Here is a 21,181-nt window from a genome sequence, read left to right as displayed (position 1 = left end):
ATCATTCCCGGCAGCCCTATCACAATAAGAATAGTGCGTGGCTGGCCGGCGTTATCTCCGACATCTGACTTTTTCAAGACGGGTTGCCAAGCAACGCCCGGGCGGTGTATTGTGTGCGCTGCTAACGCGGGGGTCCTGCGTGGCACGGAGGTTGGAGGTCCGTGTTGCGTGGGTGAGAAATACCCTTTGAACCTGATCTGGATAATGCCAGCGCAGGGAAGCGTACGGATTTCGCACCTGGTCTACCGTTTCATCTCCCGCGATTTCCGACAACTTCCATCTCGTCTCCTGCTTAGCCGCCCCACATTGCTATGCACGGAGATATGCATGAACGCCAATCCGAAGTTCCTTTCCGCCGACGCCCATGTCGATGCCGCCGCTGTCGCGCCGCTGCCGAATTCACGCAAGGTCTACGTGACCGGCTCGCGACCCGATATTCGCGTGCCGATGCGCGAGATTTCCCAGGCCGACACGCCGGATAGCTTCGGCGGCGAGAAAAATCCGCCGGTCTTCGTCTACGACACATCGGGCCCCTACTCCGATCCGGAAGCCAAAATCGACATCCGCGCCGGTCTGCCCGCGCTGCGTCAAGCCTGGATCGAAGAGCGCGGCGACACCGAAGCGCTGACGGGCCTGTCGAGCGACTTCAGCCGCGAACGCGCCGCCGATACCGCCACCGCCGATCTGCGCTTCAAGGGCCTGCACCGCACGCCGCGCCGCGCCATCGCCGGCAAGAACGTCTCGCAGATGCACTACGCGCGTCGCGGCATCGTCACGCCGGAAATGGAATACATCGCGATTCGCGAGAACCAGCAACGCGCCGCGTATCTGGAAAGCCTGAAGACGAGCGGTCCGAACGGCGAAAAAGCTCGCCGCGATGATGGGCCGCCAGCATCCGGGCCAGGCATTCGGCGCGAGCGCATTCGGTCCCGACGGCCTGAAGGAAATCACCGCGGAATTCGTGCGCGAAGAAGTCGCCCGTGGCCGCGCGATCATCCCGAACAACATCAATCACCCGGAAAGCGAGCCGATGATCATCGGCCGTAACTTCCTCGTGAAGGTGAATGCGAACATCGGCAACTCGGCGGTGACTTCGTCGATCGGCGAAGAAGTCGACAAGATGACCTGGGCGATCCGCTGGGGCGGCGACACGGTGATGGATCTCTCCACCGGCAAGCACATTCACGAAACACGCGAGTGGATCATTCGCAACAGCCCGGTGCCGATCGGCACGGTGCCGATCTACCAGGCGCTCGAAAAGGTCAACGGCAAGGCGGAAGACCTGACGTGGGAAATCTTCCGCGACACGCTGATCGAACAGGCGGAACAAGGCGTCGACTACTTCACGATTCACGCGGGCGTGCGTCTGCAATACGTGCCGCTGACGGCCAAGCGCATGACGGGTATCGTCTCGCGCGGCGGCTCGATCATGGCGAAGTGGTGCCTGGCTCACCACAAGGAAAGCTTCCTGTACGAGCACTTCGAAGACATCTGCGAAATCATGAAGGCGTATGACGTGGCCTTCTCGCTCGGCGACGGCCTGCGTCCCGGCTCGATTTACGATGCCAACGACGAAGCGCAACTCGGCGAATTGAAGACGCTCGGCGAACTCACGCAGATCGCGTGGAAGCACGACGTGCAAACCATGATCGAAGGCCCTGGCCACGTGCCGATGCAGCTGATCAAGGAAAACATGGACCTGCAACTGGAATGGTGTGACGAAGCGCCGTTCTACACGCTGGGACCGTTGACAACCGATATCGCGCCGGGCTACGACCACATCACCTCGGGCATTGGCGCGGCGATGATCGGCTGGTTCGGCACGGCAATGCTCTGTTATGTCACGCCGAAGGAACACCTTGGTCTGCCGAACAAGGACGACGTCAAGACCGGCATCATCACGTACAAGCTCGCCGCGCACGCCGCCGATCTGGCGAAGGGCCATCCGGGCGCACAGGTGCGTGACAATGCGTTGTCGAAGGCGCGTTTCGAATTCCGTTGGGAAGACCAGTTCAATCTCGGTCTCGACCCGGACAAGGCACGCGAATTCCACGACGAAACCCTGCCGAAGGATTCGGCCAAGGTCGCGCACTTCTGTTCGATGTGCGGTCCGCACTTCTGCTCGATGAAGATCACGCAGGACGTGCGCGAATTCGCAGCGCAACAAGGCCTCTCCGACGACGATGCGCTGAAGAAAGGCATGGAAGTGAAGTCGATCGAGTTCATGAAGAAGGGCGCTGAGATTTATCAGCGGCAGTAAGGATCGGAAACGCGGGCGCCTGAGTACGTTGCCCGCCGTTCGAGCTTTCTGCGTCACTGCATTGCAGCACCGAAGCCCGCCACCGGCGGGCTTTTGCGTTTCTGCGCGGGCGGGCATGCGGCCTGCTGGCTCACGGGAAACATTTGATTACGAAACCGACAATTTGCTGACAAGCCCACACATCCTGATACGGGCTGCAGCGATAAGATCAAATGTAAGGACGGGGGTGATCTGTCCATTTCCACGCAAACATCTTCAGACACAACGAATGGAGTCAGCATCATGAAATCGATTCGACAACTCGGTACGCTCGCGGCGATCGTCGCGGTTGTCGCCAGTCTTTCCGCGTGTGACAACATGACCACGCGGCAACGCGATACGGTAATCGGCGCGGGTGTGGGCGGCGCCGCAGGTGGGCTGATCGGCGGCAATGCACTGTCGACGATTGGTGGTGCGGCGGCAGGCGGCATTATCGGTAATCAGGTCGGCAAGTAAGCGCCGGCGACGCGTTCCTGAGAAGGCGGCAACATTCTTTGCAATGACGTGAAATAAGCCGTTACGGTTTTGCAATCCTGCCGGGGCGGCGGGGGCGTAAGCTCAGGCCATACGCCCCGCATGGCGGCGTCCGATTCAAACAGGAGCGCGTCATGAAGTCCCGCATCATCAACACGGTTGGCACGATCGGCCAGTGGCTGCCGCGCCGCTTTGCACGTATTTCGCCTCGTATTTCACAAGCGGGGCTTGCGCTCACCGGCGCTGTCTGCGTGCTGACGCTGTCCGGTTGTTACTACCCGTACGGTTACTATCCCGGCGGCTACTATCCGTATTACGCCACGGTCCCCGCGGGCGCCACGCAACAAGACGTGCAAGTCGGGCCGCCCGATCCACAGGCGGTACAGCAGGCACAGCAATCTTCCGCGCAGCGGGCCCAGAACGCGCAGCAGAACCCGCCGCCCGCGTATACGGTGGCAGCCGCCCCGCCCGTCTACCTTGCGCCCGCGTATCCTGCCTACTATCCGCCACCGGTGTATCCCGCTTATTACGGCTACCCGGGCTGGTATGGGCCATCGGTCTCGATCGGCGTCGGGTTTGGCGGTTACTGGGGTGGCGGCCATGGCGGCTCCTGGGGTGGCCACGGTCACTGGCACTGAATCTCGCAACTGAATCTCGCTGACCTGCTTTGACCGTCCCGTGCCCGCAGCAACCTGGACACTGGACGGATCCTGGCTTCACAACCTGCGCACCCCGCTGCCCGCCAGCACGCGCCATGACGCGCCGGACTGGCCCTCACGTGCATCACACCGCGACGATCCCTGCACGCAAGACGCAGCGCTCCCTCCTCTCCTTCGCCCGTACTTTCCCTTCTTGACGCGCCCCAACCTGGCCCTATGCTTGGGAAAGCCACACGCAGTACCTGTTTAAATAAGCGACCCGGCACGTCTTCGACGCGCCGCCGACGCCCATCCGTCCTAGCCAAGCGACGCGCCCCGTAGTGCGTAGTCCCGCGTCGATTTCGAACAGCAACGAAGGAGACGTGATGTTTCACCAACTACTCACTCCAGTCGGCAATTCGCTATTGCCGTCATTCCTCGTCGCCGCCTTGCCGATCATTGTCGTGTTGCTGCTGCTCGGCTGGGCGCGTCGGCCGGCCTGGCAGGCATCGCTTGCGGGGCTGATCGTCGGGCTGATCGTGGCGATCTTCGTCTGGCAGTTCCCGGTCGGACTCGCGGCCGCTTCGGTCGCCAACGGTGCGGTGTTCGCCTGCTGGCCGGTGATGTGGATCGTGTTCACCGCGATCCTGCTCTACAACATCTCGCAGCGCTCGGGCCGCTTCGCGGCCTTTCGCATGTGGATGATCGATAACCTGCCGAACGACCGCCGCGTCGTGCTGGTCGTGATCGGTTTTTCTTTCGGCGCCTTATTCGAAGGGATTTCCGGCTTCGGCACGCCCGTCGCCATCACCAGTTCGCTCTTGTTCCTCCTCGGTTTCCCCACACTCGAAGCGCTCACCTTTACGCTGATCTTCAATACCGCACCGGTCGCGTTCGGCGCGCTGGGCGTGCCGATCACGGTGCTCGGCGCAGTCACGCACCTGCCGGCCGACACGCTCGCCAAAATGGTCGGACGGCAGCTGCCGTTTTTCGCCTTGTTGCTGCCGTTCTACGTGATCGGCGTCTATGCGGGCTTTCGTAACATGCTGCGCGTGTGGCCGGTGCTGCTGGTGTCGGGCGCCAGCTTCGCGCTGACCCAGTTCGTCACGGCGAATTACGTCAACTACAGTTTGACCGACGTGTTGTCCTCACTGGTCTCTCTGATCCTGACGATCGCGTTCCTGCGTGTATGGAAGCCCGCCGCTGATCCGAAGTTCGCGATCAACATCGATCACGTGGGCGAAGTACGCGGCAAGATCAGCGGCACCCAGGGCTGGTATCCGTGGATCATCGTCTCGGCCGTGGTGATCGTCTGGACCATCGCCAAAATCTTCCTGATCGGCGACGTCAAGGTGCCGTGGCCGGGCCTCGACAAGGCCGTGTACATCACCCTGTACAACACGCCGTACGGCGCGGTGTGGGACTTCCAGCCGCTCGCCACCGGCACGGCGATTCTGGTGGCCGCCCTCATCACGTCTGTTGTGACGGGTCTCGGCGCGCGCGAATTTGGCAAGGCCGTTGTCGACACCTGGGTCCAGACGCGCATCGCCATTCTGACGGTGGCGACCATCGTCGCGCTTGCCTATCTGATGAACTACTCGGGCCTCACCTACACGCTCGGGCTCGGTGCCGCGTCGGTCGGACCGTTCTTTCCGCTGGTGTCGGCGTTCCTCGGCTGGGTCGCGGTGTTCCTGTCCGGCAGCGACACCTCGGGCAACGCGTTGTTCGGCAACCTGCAGGTGGTGGCGGCCCATCAGCTGAACCTGAACCCGATCCTGATGGCGGCGACCAATTCGTCGGGCGGCGTGATGGGCAAGATGATCTCGCCGCAAAACATCTCGACCGGCGTGGCGACGACCGAACTCAAAGGCAAGGAAGGCGTGGTGTTCGCCAAGACCTTCAAGCATTCGATTCTGTTGACGGTGATCCTCGGCGTGCTGGTATGGCTGCAGCAGAACGCCCTGCAAGGGATGATTCCGCACTGAGGTGTCCTTCCGCCCGTCGACGTCACTGCATGCGCTCTGGCGCTTCCTGGAAGCGGCAGAGCGCGCGATGGGCCAGTTCAGATGGTGAGCATCCGTATCGGTGAATCGGCGGGCGCGCTGCCGCAAAATAATTCACGCCCTATGCACGCGCCCTCCGCCAGGCCTGCCGCCGCATCTCCAACGCGCCAACCTCATCGCAATTTCTCTCACATCAGCGTGAGAATTGCTCGTTTTGCAGCGGGCCCGCCTGCGCTTACGATGGCGACAGTCAGACGCCCTTCCCCCTGAATCTTGCCGTTTCACTCCAACCTGAAACGTTTCGGACGCTCGCGCTGCTACGATGCGCGTGCGTCTCGACTCAACCGCGCGCGACGCCACGACAATGAATGCCAAAAACCTCCTGCAGTTGCTGATCCTGGCCGCCCTATGGGGCGCCTCGTTTCTGTTTATCCGCGTCGGCGTGACCGACTTCGGCGTTGCGCCGCTGATGGCGTTGCGCGTCGGTATCGGCGCGCTCTTCCTCGCCATCGTGCTGATTGCGCGGCGGCCGGTACGCCAGTCCGCAGCGATCCTGCGCACGCGCGCCTTTCCGCTGCTCGTGGTCGGCATTCTGAATTCGGCGGCGCCGTTCTGTCTGTTCGCGTATGCCGAGCTGACGCTGTCGGCGGGCGTGACATCCGTGATCAATGCGAGCACGCCGCTGTGGGGCGCACTCGTCGGCTTTCTATGGCTGCGCGACCGCCTGAGCGCGCTGCGCACGCTCGGTCTCGTGATCGGTTTCCTCGGCGTCCTGATGCTGGTGTGGGATCAGATCGCCGCGCCTAACGGCTCGACCGCCACGCCGTTGAGCACCGCGCTCGCCGCCGCTGCCGCGCTCGGCGCCACGCTGCTTTACGGCATCGCCGCCAATTACACGAAGCGCCATCTGACGGGCGTCGACGCCTTGACCGTTGCGACCGGCACGATGACCGGCGCCACCATCGTGCTGCTGCCCCTCGCCGTCATCTACTGGCCGGCTGCGCCGATCTCGCTGCACTCGTGGGGCGCGGTCATCGCGCTGGGTGTGGCATGTACCGGCGTTGCCTACATGCTGTTCTTCCATCTGATCGCAGTGGTCGGGCCGGCGCGCGCGATTACGGTGACCTTTGTGATTCCGATCTTCGGCATCCTTTGGGGGGCGTTGTTTCTCGGCGAAACCGTGTCGCCGGGCATGCTGGAAGGCTGCGGTGTGATTCTCGTCGGCACCGCGCTTGCCACCGGCGTGATCAAACGCCTGCCGTGGTTCGGACCGCGCCGCGCCGACACCTGAAAACCGCCTCCACCGCTGGCCGCGTCCACACCAGGCAGTCCAGCCTCGCAACCCATTCCGGACACCCCAAAAAATAGCCCGCACTCCGTTGGAGTGCGGGCGAAACCGTCGCCCTACGAGGATAGGCGACGGGGCCACCGAGGCCGCGCGCCACGCGCGCCGGCCATCATCGGGCTAAGCACCGGTTCGTTCGCCGGTGCTGAAAGGGTCTGGGAATCGCCGATCTGAAACTCGCCGCAAACTCACGTCGGATGTTACGAATCCGGCCCCATGAGTCTATAAAAGCAGCTTGCGTGCCAGTTATGTAATTCCACGAGAATTTGTTCGCAAGCTATTGATTGTTATTGAAGTTTTTTGAGAAGAAAGGGTATTGACAGGATTGGCGGAAGGGGTTTTGCGAGTTACGTCACCGGGGTAACGTCACGTTACATGCGGCCGCACAAGGGCGGCCGCGCGGTCCCGCTTCATGCGTTTGAAGCGAGTCGGACATCAGGGCACCGATCATTTCGTGCGCTGCGAAGCCGTATGCCTGACCCGCAGACCCGTTGGCCGCCGCGCCTCGCGCGGCTCCAGGGCCGCGCCGCATACGAGCGCCAGGACGAGCAAGCTCGCCGCCCACATCCAGTAAGGAATCACCTCAAACATAGCCATCTCCCCGTTGAGCGCCGGTTCATACCGGTGTTTCAGACAGAAAGCAAAACACGTGCGCGCCATCACAACGATCTAAAGGCCTATGCCGCGATAGATAAAACGTGGGCGTAAAAAAACCCGCCCGGCTGCGTGCCGGGCGGGTTTTCTGACAGCATTCGCTGCTGGCTACACCTTACTTCAGTGCAACTGGTCGACCATCAGACTCATGATCTGCTTGGCTTGCGGGCTCTGATCGATCGCGCCCTTGTCGTCAACCACGGCCACACGGGTCTGGTCAGGCGTTACGGCGCGGACGTTCACCAGATACTGCTTGGCGACCTTTTCCTTCTTGCCGTGGAACACCTGGCTCCAGAAGCCCTGCTCCGCCGACGTCAGGTCCTTCGGATCGACGTAGCGCACGAAGTACAAACCGCGGCTCGCGTCGCGATCGTCAACGGTGAAGTTGCTGCGGTCGAGCGCCAAGCCCACACGCAGCCACGCGCGGTCATACGGCTCGCCGAGCGTCAGCTCGGTGGACGAGAACTGCGCCGCCGTGCTGTTCGCCGAGTCGTCAGGCATAGGCGATTGCGCCGACAGCGCGACGTTTTGCGCCGCCGTGGCCGCAGCCGCCGACTTCGCACCCGCCGTAGCCGCGTTCGGCGCCGTTTGCGCACCCGCCGTAGCCGCGTTCGGCGCCGTTTGCGCACCCGCCGGTGAAAGCGCGGCACTTTGCGTATCGCCCGACCTCGTGCGCGAATCGGCCAGCGCCAGCGCTGCCATCAAGCGCTTCAGGTATTCCTGCTCGAGGCCCGGATCGTTCGGCTTGGCTTCCCACTTGGTCGATTCGTTGTTCGTGCCGGTGACGGCCTCACGCATGCCCTTCTGGCTGACGAACACATAGGTGCCGCCGTTCGGCGCCGTTTCGAGACGCGTGCGGTACTTGTTGCGCTCGGAACTCACGTAGCTATTGCCCATGGCTTTGGACAGCGTGTCGCGGATCAGGCCGTCGTTGATCTGCGCGTGCGTTTCGTTCCAGTCGGTTTCCATCACGCCCTTGTCGCGCTGATCAACCACCAGCAGGAAACCCTGTTCCTGCCAGAAACGGCGGATTTGCGCCCATGCCTGGTCGGGCGCCTTATTGTCGATCACGAGCCAGCTTTCCGTACCGTCGCGCTGGATGTGCATGCCGTTCACCTGCGGCACCACCGTCGGCGTGTTGGCGGCGGGCGCCTGCGCCTGGACCTGCTTCAGCGTGGACAGCGAGGTTTCGCCGCCTTGCGGGGGCAACGAACGCTGATCGGCCGTCTCATCGATCATGTTCGGCGGTACAGCAAGTGACACCTGCTTCGATTTCGAGTCGCTTTTGTAGTCGATTTTGGTCGGCGACGAAGTGCCACAGCCGGCGACCAGACCGCCTGCCATCAGCATTACTGCAAACCGCTTGGTAAGACGAAGATCAGTCATGTTCGGGGAATCCTTCCGCTACGCCACGGCAAGTTTCCGTGGATCAACCCAACATTTTACCGATCCCGGGGGGACATGTGCAAAAACCGGGGTTTGCCCATGAATTGAGCAGCGCGCCGCAGGCCAAATGCGCGCCGCGGCGACGGATATGGACACACAAGAATCGCCGCGCGGCGCGCGCCGCCCATCGCAGAAAAGCGCCCCGCTTCAGGGCGGCCACCCTCTCCCCCAGGTGGCAAATTTAACAGTTCACAACACTTCCTAAACACCCGTCGGACATGTCCTGCTTCATTGTCAGATCATTGTTTAAAAGACACTTTCCCGCCCCGTCACACGCTATTTTCGAGATTGGCTGAGGTGCCGCGCGCCGCGCCTGACAACGATCAGGAAACCTGAGTGTTACCTTGAATTGGACTTCTCAAAAAAGCCTGAGCGTTCTGGGTTTTCCAATAGCGAGACAGGTGGCCATGCCAAATCTTTCCTTTTCACCGGCCTTTGCCGCCTCGATCATGGTGGTTGCCGTGCTGTGCGCCAGCACCGACGCGCGCGCCGAATTGGGCGGCACGATGCCCAGCCAGGCGAATTCGACGGCCGCGGCGCCGCAAATCCTCCTGAACGGCGCCTTACGCCTGCGCACGATGACCGATGCGGGCAATACCACCGTCAACGAATACGCGACCAATACCGGCGAGATCATCGCTTACACCAGGCAAGGCCCGACCATGCCGGATCTGCGCGCGCTGCTAGGACCGTACGCCGACTCCTACCGCACGGGCGCCGCCTCGTCCGCGCCGGACGGCAACCTGCACGCCTCGCGGGTGATTCGCCCGGATGTGATCGTGGAATCCGGCGGTCCGATGCGTGGCTACGTCGGACGCGCGTGGCTGCCGGCGGCCTTACCGCCCGGCGTCACGGCCGGCGATTTCCACTGAGTTGCCGCTAACACCGCGCGCACGCCACTCGCACAACGCCTCGACGATCCGATTGCCGACAAGCTCATGAAAAATCCTCCTCGTCTTCAGGCGCTGCTCCTTCTCTGCGCAGCACTCGCCGCTTGTGGCGGCGGCAGCGGCAGCAACACCGCCTCGTCACAGGCAGGGGCAGCCAGCCCGGCCAGCAGTCCGAGTGCCGCGAGTTCACCCGGCGCCAACGCGCCATCCGGGGACGCCGGCACAGCCGTGTCCGTGCCGCAATCGACCATCCCTAACGTGCAGCCGATCGCGGTCAGCACCGCGCCCGGCCTGACCCGCAACATGCTGACGACCAGCGTCACCGTCTGCCAGCCCGGCACCGGCAATTGCGCGACGATCGACAATATTCAGGTCGACACCGGCTCGCACGGCCTGCGGATCCTCGCGTCCGCACTGCCGGCCAGTCTCCCGCTCGCGGCCGTGAGTTCAGGCAGCGGCGTGACCGGCGAGTGCGCGGTATTCGGCGGCGGCTATGCGTGGGGCGCGATCCGCAACGCGGACGTGCGGATGGCCGGCCAACTGGCTGCCTCGATTCCGATCCAGCTGATTGCCGACCCCACGCTGCCCAACGTGCCCAGCGATTGCGCCGGCTCCGGCCCGTCGATGCTTAGCGTCGCGACCCTGCGCGCCAACGGCATTCTCGGCGTCGGCCTGTTCGCAGCCGACTGCGGCAGCGGTTGCGTCAATAGCGCCTTGCCCCGCTGGTATTACGGTTGCGACGTCAGCGGCGCCTGCCTCGCGAGTACGCAGGCGCTTGCGCAGCAGGTCGCCAATCCCGTCAGCCGGTTCGCGCTGGACAACAACGGCGTGGTGATAGACCTGCCGGCAATCGCTGATGCGGGCGCGGCCAGCGCGTCAGGCTCGTTGATCTTTGGCATCGGCACGCAGGCGAATAACACACTTGGCGGCGCAAGCGTGGTCAAGGCGAATCAGGCTACCGGGTATGTGGTCACCAGCAGCGCCGGCCAGACATACACGCTGAGCTACCTCGACAGCGGCTCGAACGCGCTCTTCTTCAACAGCAGTCAGCTGCCGCAATGCGGGTACTGGTACTGTCCGAGCTCGACGCAAACGGCAAGCGCTTCGATCGTGGGGACCGATGGCGCATCGAACACGGTGTCGTTTGACATCGGCAATTCGCGCGCGCTGTTCGCGTCGTCGAATAACGCATTCGACAATCTGGCCGGGATTGCCACCAATAGCTTCGGCTGGGGCCTGCCGTTCTTTTTCGGACGGCGGGTCTATACGGCGATCGCGTCGCGCGCAACCTCGGCCGGGCCGGGTCCGTATTACGCGTTCTGAGTGATCAATGCCGGGAATCCGCCTTGTGCTGACAGCGGCATTGGACGGATTCGATTGATTGCCTACATTGAGCGCCTGAACATCCCCCGCCTATCAAGTCTCGAACTCCCGCGCCGAATCAGAACAAATCCTGCAAGCCGATCGGATTTTCCTGCGCGGAAAATTCCCAAATTCTCATCCCGGGCTTATTTGATACGCCCCGACTGCAATAATCGTCGGTTCCGGCTAGCGTCATCTCGATATCGTTAGTCCTGCATATCTAACAATAGTCAAACGATGGAAACCCTCTTTTCGCTCGACCACTTCGAGCAACTCGTTTATACGCGACAGCATGTTCAGGCCTCGGCCCAGCTCAGCGTCGCACTCGCACGCCTCCAGCAAACGCGCGGCGAGCTGGACACGACCTTCCAGGCTTCGTGCATGACCGGCCTGTCTGCCGAAGAGCAACGCCAGCGTTTCTGCACGCGTCTGACGAGCGCGGTGTCCACGTTGTTCGCCGACCCGGATTTCCGGCTGCCCCCCCCGAGCACTACCGATTGTTTCTCACGCTGCGTGAATGGATCGGCATGCTGTTCTCGGCCACCGCGTCAGGCAACGCGGACCACGTCATCCGTTACCTGAATCCCCGTGGCCCCGCGAATACACAGTTTCTGCCCGGAGACAGCTTCGTCGAGAAGCTATGTGTGCTCTATTCGACCGAGTCCGAGCTGGAAATCGACTTTGCCGCGCTCTGCGCGTACGACAAAACCATCGCGGCCTGTCTCGCCCTCGTTTTACTGTCGCCGAGCTTCAAGGGCTCGCCGAGCGCGCAGCTCAAGCTCGAGGCGCTGCTGGAGTGGCTGCCCGGCAAGCTGCAGCACATTGACGACCTCGACGATCTGCCGTCGGCCGTGCTGCACAACGCCTATATGTTCTGCAGCTATGCCGATACGCCGCGGCGGCATGCGATCAAGCAGGACATCAATGTGCTGGTACGCCGCAAGCTCGCGCAACTCGGCCTGACCGGCCTGCCCGCACCCAGGCGTATGCCTGCCAAAGGCAACCCGCGGCGTGGCAAGAAGCCTTTGATGGTGGTTGTGCTGGAGTGGTTCACCGGCGCCCATTCGATCTACCGCACGCACTCGCGCACGCTCGAAGCCGCGCGGGAACATTTCGAGGTGGTGGGCTTCGGCTTCGGTTACGCCGCCGACGAAGTGGGACGGAACGTATTCGACCGCTTCATCGAACTGGAGCAGCTGGACTACATCGGCGAGTGCCTGAAGACGATTCGCGACTTCGCCGAGGCCGAGCAGCCGGACGTGCTGTATATGCCGAGCGTCGGCATGTTCGTGCTGACGGTGTTCATGTCCAACCTGCGCATCGCGCCGCTGCAGATCGCGGCGCTCGGCCATCCCGCCACCACGCATTCCGACAAGATCGACTACATCAGCGTCGAAGAAGATTATGTCGGCGATCCGGCCTGCTTCAGCGAACAACTCATGAAGCTGCCGAAAGACGGGCAACCGTACCGCCCGTCGCTCGCGCTGCCGGACATCGTCGCGGAGATTCCTCCGTTGCGCGAGGCGCTGCAGATCGTCGTCACCGCTAGCGCGATGAAACTCAATCCCGGCTTTCTCGATGCATGCCGCGCAATCGGCGAGCGCGCCACGGCACCCGTTGAGTTTCACTTCATGGGCGGCGTGCCGTCAGGTCTGCCGTTCGACCGTCTGCACGATGTCATCACGCGTGCGGTGCCGGGCGCGGTCGTGCATGATTTTCACGACTACGCCGCCTATCTGGCGCGCGTCAATCAATCCGACCTGTTCCTCAGCCCGTTTCCGTTCGGCAATACCAACGGCATCGTCGATGCATTGACGCTCGGTTTGCCCGGTGTATGCAAACGCGGGCCGGAAGTGTTCGAGCAGATCGACGGCGCGCTGTCCGAACGTATGGGCGTGCCGTTGTGGACCACCACGCACAGCGTCGAGACATACATTGCCGCAGCGGTGCGCATGATCGACCAGCACGACGAGCGCACCGCGTTGCGGCAGCACCTGATCGACACGCAGGCGGTGCAACGCTGCTTCGAAGGGCGGCCGCAGGCGTTCGGCGAAAGTGTGCTGAAACTGCTGCGCGAAAACAAAAGCCGCCTCGCGAACGGGGCGGCTTGAGATTCGTCTTGCGTTAGCCGGAACATGCCGTGTTCGTTGAGCACGGCATGAAGCACTTGAGGGGCGTCAACCGCGCCCCAGCAGGTGCAACAGAAATTGCTACTCGGTGGCTTCGGCCGCTTCATCTGCCGGCTTGGCGAGCTTTGCCGGCGCCAACCAGCTGAACACGCTCAGCGCCGAGCCGTGGAACGTGCACTCGGCGGCAGCCGCTGTGACGGTCTTCTCCGGCTTGGCCGATTTGTGCGCGGTTGCGTCGGCTCCCGACGCAGCAAGGCTCGCCGAAGCAGCTGTCGCACCCGAGGCCGCGCCGGCCGTCACGCCGGAGGCAGCCGCAGCGTCCGAGGCTGCGGCTGCCTCCGACACTGCGGACGCCTCACGCACGCCCGACGCCCCGCGTGGCGCAGCATTCGCCGCGTGCGCGGCGGAAGCCGCCGAGGCGGCCGCAACCTCCGAAGCCGTCACGACATGCTCGATCGATCCTTCGACGACCACCCGCGATCCGTCGATGCCGGCGCCCGTATGGCTGATCTTCAGCGTATCCGGCGACGATTCCGCCAGCTTGCTTCGCATCAACTGCTCGCATGCATCCGAGTTCTTGTAGACGGCCGTGCAGGCCGCCAGCAACGCGGCAGCGGTCGTTATGCAGGCGATAGAGAGAATCCGAATCTTCATTGATGTTCCGTTTTTCAAGCCGTCGGCAATTGTAGCTTACGGGGTGACGGACCGGCATTGCGCTGGCCACGTGCATGGTACGGACACAGGCAGAGGCAGAGGCACAGAACCGCACCGCCCACAAACGTACCGAACCGCAGGCCGCACACATCACGCAAGACAACAACACAGCTTAACGGCGACACCTTGCCAAAGAGACAGCTTGACCGCAACGCCTTGCATCGGCATCGTGTTGACCGGCCGCCATGCCTCCACCGCGCCGCCGCCTGTTCGGCTCGACCGGCTTCATCGGTGCAGATCCGTTTTTTTTCCACTTTGCATTGACCGGCTTTCCCGCATGTTCAGCCTTGCCCTGCTCGCCGTCGCCGCTTACGCGGCCACCAATATCGACAACCTTTTTGTGCTGCTTGCCTTCCTCGCGGAAACGGGCGGCAACCGGCGTCGCGTGATCGCCGGGCAGTTTGCCGGCTCGGTGGTCCTGATCGTGGGGGCGATTCTGCTCGCCGCATTGTTGACGCAGTTGCCCACTGGCTATGTCGGTCTGCTCGGCATCTTGCCGGTCGGCGTGGGTCTGGGCAAAGCGTGGACACGCTTTCGCCCGGGCAACGCAGATCTAGAAAAGGCAGCGCAGGCCGCGGCGCACGTGCAAGCACCAGCAACCCCGACAACGACCGGCGCAGGCTCGTCATGGTCGACTGTCGCGTGCGTGGCGGTCGCCAATGGCTCAGACAATCTCGCCGTCTATGTGCCCTTGTATGCGAGTCATTCGCGCAGCGAAGGCGTGTTCGTCTCGCTGGTGTTCGTCGCCATGATCGGTATATGGTGCGCAGGCGCGGTGTGGCTGGTGGAGCATCCGTTGCTGGGCGCGCCGATCCGCCGTTACGGCACCGCGCTGCTGCCGCTGATCCTGCTGGTCATTGGCGTCTCTGTCATTGTGCAGAACGATACGTTGCGGATCGTGTTCGGACTCTAGTACAGGCGGGTCAACACGCGGCAGGCGCTGATCACAGCCTTTATACGCACCACGCCGTCGTTCGGATTCGCCTCTTTCTGCTCCGCCGCTGCAGACCGCCGACCTGGCGCACACACCGTGCAGACCGAAGCTAGGAGCGTGCGCGGCAGAAGTCTGATGTCATCCGGTCGGGCAGGGTAAACGTTGTTAGCAGATGACAACAAGCTATCTCCCCTACGAGCCGCAGCAGCAGATGTTGCTGCCCCACGCGCTGCAAGACTGGCTGCCCGAAGGGCACCTTGCCTACTACATCAGCGACACGGTGGACTCACTCGACCTCTCCGCTTTCCATGCGCGGTATGCCGGCGGTGGTCAGCGCAACCAGCCCTTTCATCCGGCGATGATGGTGAAGGTGCTCGTGTACGGCTATGCGACCGGCGTGTTCTCGTCGCGCAAGCTGGCCAGGAAGCTGCATGAGGATGTCGCGTTCCGGGTCCTGGCGGCGGGCAACTATCCGGCGCACCGGACGCTGTGCGACTTCCGCGCCTTTCACCTCAAAGAACTGTCGGACCTGTTTGTGCAGGTGGTGAAACTGGCCAGGGAGTGCGGACTGATCAGGCTCGGGACGATTGCCGTTGACGGCACGAAGATCAAGGCCAATGCCTCGCGCCACAAGGCGATGAGCTACGACCGGATGAAGAAAGCCGAGCTTGAACTGAAAGAACAGATCGATGCGCTGCTGGCAAAAGCGAAAGTGGCCGATGACGCTGAGAAGAACGAGCCTGAACTCGATATTCCGGCCGAGATCACGCGGCGCGAGGACCGGCTTGCGGTCATCCGTGCTGCGCGTGCGCGTCTGGAAGAGCGCCAGCGCCAGGCCGATATCGCGCGTGGTCGTAGCGACGACGACACGCCGCCGGACGGCGGCGACAAGCCGAAAAAGAAGTCGCGCTTCAAGTACAGGTTCGGCGAGCCCAAGCCCGACGCCCAGGAGAATTTTACTGACCCGGAAAGCCGGATCATGAAGCACGCCGGCGGCGGCTTCGACTATTCCTACAATGCCCAGGCTGCCGTCGACGACACGGCCCACATCATCGTCGCGGCCGAACTGGGTAACAGTGCCGCCGACAGCGGCCAGTTGCCAGGCGTTCTTGCTGCCGTGCTGCGTGACGCTGGCGCCAATCCCAGGCAAGTCCTTGCCGACGCGGGCTACCGGTCGGAAGCGACGTTCGAGCAATTGCGCGAGCATCCCGCCGAGCTGATCGTGGCGCCCGGACGCGAGGGCAAGAAAGATGTGAGGGTCGATGCCCTGAAGCGCCCGCTGTGCGCCGCGATGGCAGAAAAGTTTACTTCTGCGCAAACTCAGGCGGCCTATCGAAAGCGCAAATGGCTGTCCGAACCGCCGAATGCCTGGGTAAAAAGCGTTCTCGGATTTCGACAATTCAGCATGCGCGGACTGGCCAAGGCTCAGGCCGAGTGGAAGCTCGTCTGCGTGGCGCTGAACCTGCGCAGAATGTCGAAAATGAAACTTGCGTAAGCCCGGAAGGGGGCAAGTTTGCCTGATTTCGCCCCCGGGCAAACCATTTTTGCGCGCACTGGCGGGCAAAACTGCAATCGCAGTTGACGCCGCCCGATCTGGCGTCAACTCCGGAGGCTCAAATTCTGTCTGCCGCGCGGACTCCTAGGGCCACAGCAAATACCGCAGCCGCATATCGTTATGCCGATTGACGATTTCTTTCCAGACGGATCCCGTCCGATAATGGCTGCCATGAGCCCTCACCCCACTCCCCAAACCCGCGCGCTGCGTGCCACGCTCGCGGCCCTGAGCGCGGCGCTGCTATTGGCCGCGTGTGCCACCCCCTCGGCGTCGACGTCTCCCACGGTGGCGGATTCGGCGTCGCTCGATGCCGCAATATCCGGCCCCCAGCGCAGCGACAAGAACCGCGGACGCGATATCTATCGCCATCCAAAGGAAACGTTGCAATTCTTCGGCGTGGCGTCGTCGCAAACCGTGCTGGAGATCGCGCCGGGTGGCGGCTGGTACACGGAAATACTCGCGCCCTATTTGCGTGACCACGGCAAACTGTACGAGGCGCAATACGACAGCCCGGACGCCGCGTTGGCGGCGGAGGAGCAAGCAGGCCGGGCCTCATTCGCGCGCAAGCTGGCGGCCACGCCGGCTGTCTACGGCAATGTGGTGGTCGGCACGTTGCAAGCGGGCCGGTTCAGCGGCTTTCCGGCCGACGGCAGCGTCGACCAGGTACTGACCTTCCGCAATATCCACAACTGGATCAAAGACGGCGAGGTCGACGCCAATCTGCGCGCCTTCTATGCGGCGTTGAAACCGGGCGGCATCCTCGGTGTCGAGGAACATCGCGCGGCGCCCGGTACTTCGCTGCAGCAGACCATCGACACCGGCTATGTGACCGAAGCCTACGTGATCGAACACGCGCGCGCGGCAGGCTTCGAATTGGCCGCCCAAAGCGAGGTGAACGGCAATCCGCGCGACACGAAAATTTATCCGAACGGCGTGTGGTCGCTGCCGCCCACGTATGAAGGTCACGACGTCGATCGGGCGAAATACGCGGCGATCGGCGAATCGGATCGCATGACCTTGCGTTTCGTGAAACCCAGGTGACCGGCGGGACGGGCCGGGATTGCAACGCGCGCCGGCCGCGATAAGCCGCCGTCGGTCGGCGCGCGCTTGACGCGATCCCAATAATATGTTCCTATTGCGCACTATGTACCGCGCCCAGACCACCCTATCGCTACTACTAGCCCGCTCTACCGGGCTAGGTCTGCTGCTGCGCGCTTCCGTCTGATACACCCGAAGCACCGCTCAATTCCCCAGTAACTGACCCAGCCCCGGTTTCCGACCGGCGGCCATGCTTTGCTTTTCGTCGTCCGGTCGACACCAGGTTGATCGATCCCAAGGATGATGAAAATGTTGAAGAACCCGGCAACCAAGTATCACTCGTTCAAGCCCATCAATTTGACGGACCGCCAGTGGCCGTCGCGCACCATCACGCGCGCGCCGATCTGGATGAGCACCGACCTGCGTGACGGCAATCAGGCGCTGTTCGAGCCGATGAACGCGCAACGCAAGATGCGCATGTTCAAGACGCTGGTGCAGATCGGCTTCAAGGAAATCGAAGTCGCCTTTCCGTCCGCCTCGCAAACCGATTTCAATTTCGTACGCGAGTTGATCGAAGGCGGCCATATCCCCGACGACGTCACAATCGAAGTATTGACGCAAGCCCGCGACGATCTGATCGAGCGCACCTTCGAGTCCTTGCGTGGCGTGCCGCGCGCGATCGTCCACTTGTACAACGCCACCGCGCCGGAATTTCGCCGCATCGTGTTCGGCCTTGAAAAAAGCGGCGTGAAAGAACTCGCGCAAAACGCCGCGCGCACCGTGAAGCGTCTCGCCGACGCCGCGCCGGAAACCCACTTCACGCTCCAATACAGCCCGGAAGTGTTCAGCGGCACGGAACTCGAATTCGCCAAGGAAGTGTGCGACGCCGTGTTCGATATCTGGCAGCCGACGCCCGATCACAAAGCGATCGTCAACCTGCCCGCTACCGTGGAAATGGCCACGCCGAACGTCTACGCCGACCAGATCGAATGGATGCATCGCAACCTCGCGCGTCGCGATTCGTTGATTGTTTCGGTACATCCGCATAACGATCGGGGCACTGCGGTGGCTGCCGCGGAACTGGCGGTGATGGCCGGAGCGGATCGTATCGAAGGGTGTTTGTTCGGCAACGGCGAACGTACCGGCAATGTCGACCTCGTGACGCTTGCGTTGAATCTGTACACGCAGGGTGTCGATCCTGAGCTCGACTTTTCGAATATCAATGAAGTCGCGCGCACTGCTGAGGAATGTACTCAGTTGCCGGTGCATCCGCGTCATCCTTATGTCGGCGATCTGGTGTTCACCGCATTCTCCGGTTCGCATCAGGATGCGATCAAGAAGGGTTTTGCCGTGCAGAAGCCGGATGCGGTTTGGGAAGTGCCATATATGCCGATTGATCCGAGCGATCTTGGGCGTACCTATGATTCGGTTATTCGTGTGAATAGTCAGTCTGGCAAGGGTGGGATTGCTTATCTGCTCGAGCAGGGTTATGGGGTTGTTTTGCCGCGCCGGTTGCAGGTCGATTTTAGTTCTGCCGTGCAGCGATATACCGATGACAGCGGGCAGGAAGTGACGCCTTCGCAGATCTGGGAATTGTTCCAGAAGGAGTATGTGGAGAGTGCTGCGCCGATTCGATATGTTGGGCATAGTTTGTCTGAATCCGACGGGCGTGAGCATATCAAGCTGACTGTCGAGATTGATGGCTCGCGGCGCGTATTGACCGGTGAAGGGAATGGGCCGCTTGATGCGTTGATGCATGCGATTGGTGTGCCGGTGCGGATTCAGCACTATGAGGAGAGGGCTTTGGCACAAGGCGCCGATGCGCGCGCTGTGGCTGTGGCCGAGATGGCCGGGGTTGATGTGGCTGGGAGTGCGTTTGGGGTTGGTATCGATGCTAATTTGGTGACTGCTTCTATTCGGGCTGTTATTAGTGGGGTTAATCGTGCTTACGCACGGGTTAGTCTTGATGCTCAAGGGCGGTTTTTTGATGTTGCTCTGAAGGATGATGAGCGGGTGGCGATTTGATGTTTTTGGCCTTGCCTTGAAATGTTAGCGGTTTATTAGCGTTGCCCCTGTGCGGGGCAATGCTCTCAACTTAAGCCTCGAAGGGCTTGTAAACGAGGCATGGCTCCGGTAAACTCGATCGCATAACTCACTGATAAATCAACGATATGAACTCAAATACCAGCGTCCTCAAGGCTTCTGGCTGAGTTCTCCGAATTCCTGTTCGATCCGGCGCTCGCCGATCGCGTGCGTCGTTCTCCCACCGCCTTTACCCGCAATCGCACACTGACCTTGCCGCGCATGGCCGCGCTGATGATGTCGGGCATGTGCGCCAGTGTGCAGGCCGAACTTGACGCGCTATTCGGCGCACTGGGAAGCCGCGGCGGGCGCACCCGCGCTGTCAGCGCACAGGCCTTCAGCAAGGCGCGACGGGGCGTGTCTGCCGAACTGTTCGAGCTGGCCCGCGCCCGCCTGATCTCGCTGGCCCAACCCCATATCGATTCGATGCGCTGGCACGGCCTGAGGCTGGTCGCCGCTGATGGCAGCCGCCTGCGTGTGGGCACGCGTCGCGGCCATGAACTGCGCGCCGATCACTACGCGTTTGCGCTATTCCTGCCGGGTTCCGAACTGACCCTGCACGCTGCACTTCATCCCGCCGACGGCGGCGAGCGGCAGATGCTGTTCGAAGCCCTCGATGTGCTGCAACCGCATACCGACCTGCTGCTGCTCGATCGCGGCTATATCGGCAACGCGATGGTGGCCGCGCTCGCACAGCGCGAAATCCCGTTCTGCATGCGCGTCGATGCGCGTAACTGGAAATGCGTCAGCGCCTTTGCCCGCAGCGGTAAAGCCGAGCGTGTGGTGACACTGGACGCGCCCGGCGAACTGGATGCCCGCGACTATGAACTGGCGCGTACGCCCACCACTGTTCGCCTGATCCGCGACGTCACGCCGGGCGGTCGCGTGCGGGTGCTGATGACCTCGCTGCTCGATGGCGGGCGTTATCCGGCGGCATCGTTCGGCGCGCTCTATCACCAGCGCTGGCGGGTCGAGGAAGCGTTCAAACGACTCAAGCACCGGCTGCGGCTGGAAGCCGTCACAGGCCTCGATTACCTGGCGTTACAGCAGGACTTCGGCGCAAAAATCCTCGCCGACAACCTGTTCACCCTGCTCAGCGATCTCGATGCGCCGCACGACGACAGACATGCCAGCCGTCCTAACCGGGTGTATGCACTGGGCGCACTCAAGCCCATCCTCGGCGCGTGTCTTCTGCGCATCCAGCGCTGCCTGGACGGCCTCGCCGGTGTGCTGGAAATGATCCGCCAGACCCGATGCCGGATACAGCCCTCACGCTCCTATCCAAGACCACCCCGAAAAGCCAAGCCCCACTTCCATCTCGCGTACAAACTTGCTTGATGCAGCGGAGCTTAAGTTGAGAGCATTGCTGTGCGGGGCGGCACCTACTTTTCTTTGCCTGCCGCAAAGAAAAGTAGGCAAAAGAAAGCGGCACAAACCGCTAACTCTTAAGCGGGTCCCCCGCGCAGCTGCGGTAGTGGTGCATCTGGAATCGGTGTTCTCGCTCATTCAGCGCGAGTGACAAAGCACTCATACCTCCCGTCTCGCACTACGTGCTCGTCGGCAGGGTCTGCTGGCAAACCAGTAGTCTATTTGTTGTCTGTCGTGATTTTTTTGAGGG

The 21,181-nt window shown here is 62.2% G+C and carries 14 protein-coding genes, 2 pseudogenes and 1 riboswitch; of the genes and pseudogenes, 13 read left to right on the top strand and 3 right to left on the bottom strand.

Annotated elements, in window-relative coordinates; translation table 11 throughout:
* Window positions 1-118 precede the first annotated feature (118 nt).
* A riboswitch (TPP riboswitch) is annotated at window positions 119-237 on the top strand.
* A gap of 90 nt (window positions 238-327) precedes the next feature.
* The 5 genes and pseudogenes from thiC (at window position 328) to B0G76_RS05830 (ending at window position 6,705) form a co-directional block, all read left to right on the top strand.
* A pseudogene (thiC, locus tag B0G76_RS05850) lies at window positions 328-2,260 on the top strand (phosphomethylpyrimidine synthase ThiC).
* 282 nt (window positions 2,261-2,542) lie between these two features.
* The gene (locus B0G76_RS05845) at window positions 2,543-2,755 is read left to right on the top strand and encodes a glycine zipper 2TM domain-containing protein (protein WP_120290831.1); all 213 of its coding nucleotides are present in this window, start codon (window positions 2,543-2,545) and stop codon (window positions 2,753-2,755) included.
* A gap of 152 nt (window positions 2,756-2,907) precedes the next feature.
* A complete protein-coding gene (locus B0G76_RS05840; protein ID WP_120290829.1) occupies window positions 2,908-3,411 on the top strand; it encodes a hypothetical protein in 504 nt (167 codons plus the stop codon).
* 386 nt (window positions 3,412-3,797) lie between these two features.
* Window positions 3,798-5,396, top strand: a complete 1,599-nt coding sequence (locus tag B0G76_RS05835) for an L-lactate permease (protein ID WP_120290827.1) — start codon at window positions 3,798-3,800, stop codon at window positions 5,394-5,396.
* A 382-nt stretch (window positions 5,397-5,778) separates the two neighbouring features.
* Window positions 5,779-6,705 carry a DMT family transporter gene (locus B0G76_RS05830; RefSeq protein ID WP_120296229.1) on the top strand — a complete coding sequence of 309 codons (927 nt, stop codon included), beginning with the start codon at window positions 5,779-5,781 and terminating at the stop codon, window positions 6,703-6,705.
* Between the two features lie 501 nt (window positions 6,706-7,206).
* On the opposite strand, the gene B0G76_RS42765 is transcribed toward B0G76_RS05830, so the two are convergent.
* Together B0G76_RS42765 and bamC are read right to left on the bottom strand one after the other, a co-directional pair.
* The gene (locus tag B0G76_RS42765; protein WP_183081999.1) at window positions 7,207-7,350 is read right to left on the bottom strand and encodes a hypothetical protein; all 144 of its coding nucleotides are present in this window, start codon (window positions 7,348-7,350) and stop codon (window positions 7,207-7,209) included.
* A gap of 183 nt (window positions 7,351-7,533) precedes the next feature.
* Entirely contained in the window at window positions 7,534-8,799 is a 1,266-nt protein-coding gene (gene bamC, locus B0G76_RS05820; protein ID WP_120290823.1) for an outer membrane protein assembly factor BamC, read from the bottom strand.
* 467 nt (window positions 8,800-9,266) lie between these two features.
* Between bamC and B0G76_RS05815 the strand changes: the two genes are divergently transcribed.
* The 3 genes and pseudogenes from B0G76_RS05815 to B0G76_RS05805 all read left to right on the top strand — a co-directional run bounded on the left by B0G76_RS05815 (window position 9,267) and on the right by B0G76_RS05805 (window position 13,222).
* Window positions 9,267-9,731, top strand: a complete 465-nt coding sequence (locus tag B0G76_RS05815) for a DUF2844 domain-containing protein (protein ID WP_120290821.1) — start codon at window positions 9,267-9,269, stop codon at window positions 9,729-9,731.
* Window positions 9,732-9,797: 66 nt separating this feature from the next.
* Window positions 9,798-11,072, top strand: a complete 1,275-nt coding sequence (locus tag B0G76_RS05810; protein WP_120290820.1) for a DUF3443 domain-containing protein — start codon at window positions 9,798-9,800, stop codon at window positions 11,070-11,072.
* 276 nt (window positions 11,073-11,348) lie between these two features.
* Window positions 11,349-13,222, top strand: a pseudogene (locus tag B0G76_RS05805) (glycosyl transferase family 1).
* A gap of 99 nt (window positions 13,223-13,321) precedes the next feature.
* Here the strand turns inward: B0G76_RS05805 and B0G76_RS05800 are convergent.
* Entirely contained in the window at window positions 13,322-13,894 is a 573-nt protein-coding gene (locus tag B0G76_RS05800; RefSeq protein ID WP_120290818.1) for a hypothetical protein, read from the bottom strand.
* Window positions 13,895-14,231: 337 nt separating this feature from the next.
* Here B0G76_RS05800 and B0G76_RS05795 point away from each other — a divergent pair, with 337 nt between their 5' ends.
* The 5 genes from B0G76_RS05795 (at window position 14,232) to B0G76_RS05775 (ending at window position 20,901) form a co-directional block, all read left to right on the top strand.
* On the top strand, window positions 14,232-14,867 hold the full coding sequence (locus B0G76_RS05795; RefSeq protein WP_120290816.1) for a cadmium resistance transporter: 636 nt from the start codon (window positions 14,232-14,234) through the stop codon (window positions 14,865-14,867).
* 193 nt (window positions 14,868-15,060) lie between these two features.
* Window positions 15,061-16,383 (top strand): IS1182 family transposase, encoded by a 1,323-nt coding sequence (locus B0G76_RS05790; RefSeq protein WP_120289662.1) that lies wholly within the window; start codon window positions 15,061-15,063, stop codon window positions 16,381-16,383.
* A 222-nt stretch (window positions 16,384-16,605) separates the two neighbouring features.
* Entirely contained in the window at window positions 16,606-17,484 is an 879-nt protein-coding gene (locus B0G76_RS05785; RefSeq protein WP_120290814.1) for a class I SAM-dependent methyltransferase, read from the top strand.
* Between the two features lie 306 nt (window positions 17,485-17,790).
* Window positions 17,791-19,506 carry a 2-isopropylmalate synthase gene (gene leuA, locus B0G76_RS05780; RefSeq protein WP_120296228.1) on the top strand — a complete coding sequence of 572 codons (1,716 nt, stop codon included), beginning with the start codon at window positions 17,791-17,793 and terminating at the stop codon, window positions 19,504-19,506.
* A 156-nt stretch (window positions 19,507-19,662) separates the two neighbouring features.
* A complete protein-coding gene (locus tag B0G76_RS05775) occupies window positions 19,663-20,901 on the top strand; it encodes an IS4 family transposase (protein WP_310793959.1) in 1,239 nt (412 codons plus the stop codon).
* Window positions 20,902-21,181: the final 280 nt, after the last annotated feature.

The organism is Paraburkholderia sp. BL23I1N1 (assembly GCF_003610295.1).
Taxonomy (GTDB): domain Bacteria; phylum Pseudomonadota; class Gammaproteobacteria; order Burkholderiales; family Burkholderiaceae; genus Paraburkholderia.
This window is presented reverse-complemented; position numbering and strand designations above follow the sequence as displayed.

Bases quoted from the DNA above. Each gene is read 5' to 3' on its own strand.
- B0G76_RS05845 (WP_120290831.1), top strand. From the start codon at position 2,543: ATGAAATCGATTCGACAACTCGGTACGCTCGCGGCGATCGTCGCGGTT.
- B0G76_RS05840 (WP_120290829.1), top strand. From the start codon at position 2,908: ATGAAGTCCCGCATCATCAACACGGTTGGCACGATCGGCCAGTGGCTG.
- B0G76_RS05835 (WP_120290827.1), top strand. From the start codon at position 3,798: ATGTTTCACCAACTACTCACTCCAGTCGGCAATTCGCTATTGCCGTCA.
- B0G76_RS05830 (WP_120296229.1), top strand. From the start codon at position 5,779: ATGAATGCCAAAAACCTCCTGCAGTTGCTGATCCTGGCCGCCCTATGG.
- B0G76_RS42765 (WP_183081999.1), bottom strand. From the start codon at position 7,350: ATGTTTGAGGTGATTCCTTACTGGATGTGGGCGGCGAGCTTGCTCGTC.
- bamC (WP_120290823.1), bottom strand. From the start codon at position 8,799: ATGACTGATCTTCGTCTTACCAAGCGGTTTGCAGTAATGCTGATGGCA.
- B0G76_RS05815 (WP_120290821.1), top strand. From the start codon at position 9,267: ATGCCAAATCTTTCCTTTTCACCGGCCTTTGCCGCCTCGATCATGGTG.
- B0G76_RS05810 (WP_120290820.1), top strand. From the start codon at position 9,798: ATGAAAAATCCTCCTCGTCTTCAGGCGCTGCTCCTTCTCTGCGCAGCA.
- B0G76_RS05800 (WP_120290818.1), bottom strand. From the start codon at position 13,894: ATGAAGATTCGGATTCTCTCTATCGCCTGCATAACGACCGCTGCCGCG.
- B0G76_RS05795 (WP_120290816.1), top strand. From the start codon at position 14,232: ATGTTCAGCCTTGCCCTGCTCGCCGTCGCCGCTTACGCGGCCACCAAT.
- B0G76_RS05790 (WP_120289662.1), top strand. From the start codon at position 15,061: ATGACAACAAGCTATCTCCCCTACGAGCCGCAGCAGCAGATGTTGCTG.
- B0G76_RS05785 (WP_120290814.1), top strand. From the start codon at position 16,606: ATGGCTGCCATGAGCCCTCACCCCACTCCCCAAACCCGCGCGCTGCGT.
- leuA (WP_120296228.1), top strand. From the start codon at position 17,791: ATGTTGAAGAACCCGGCAACCAAGTATCACTCGTTCAAGCCCATCAAT.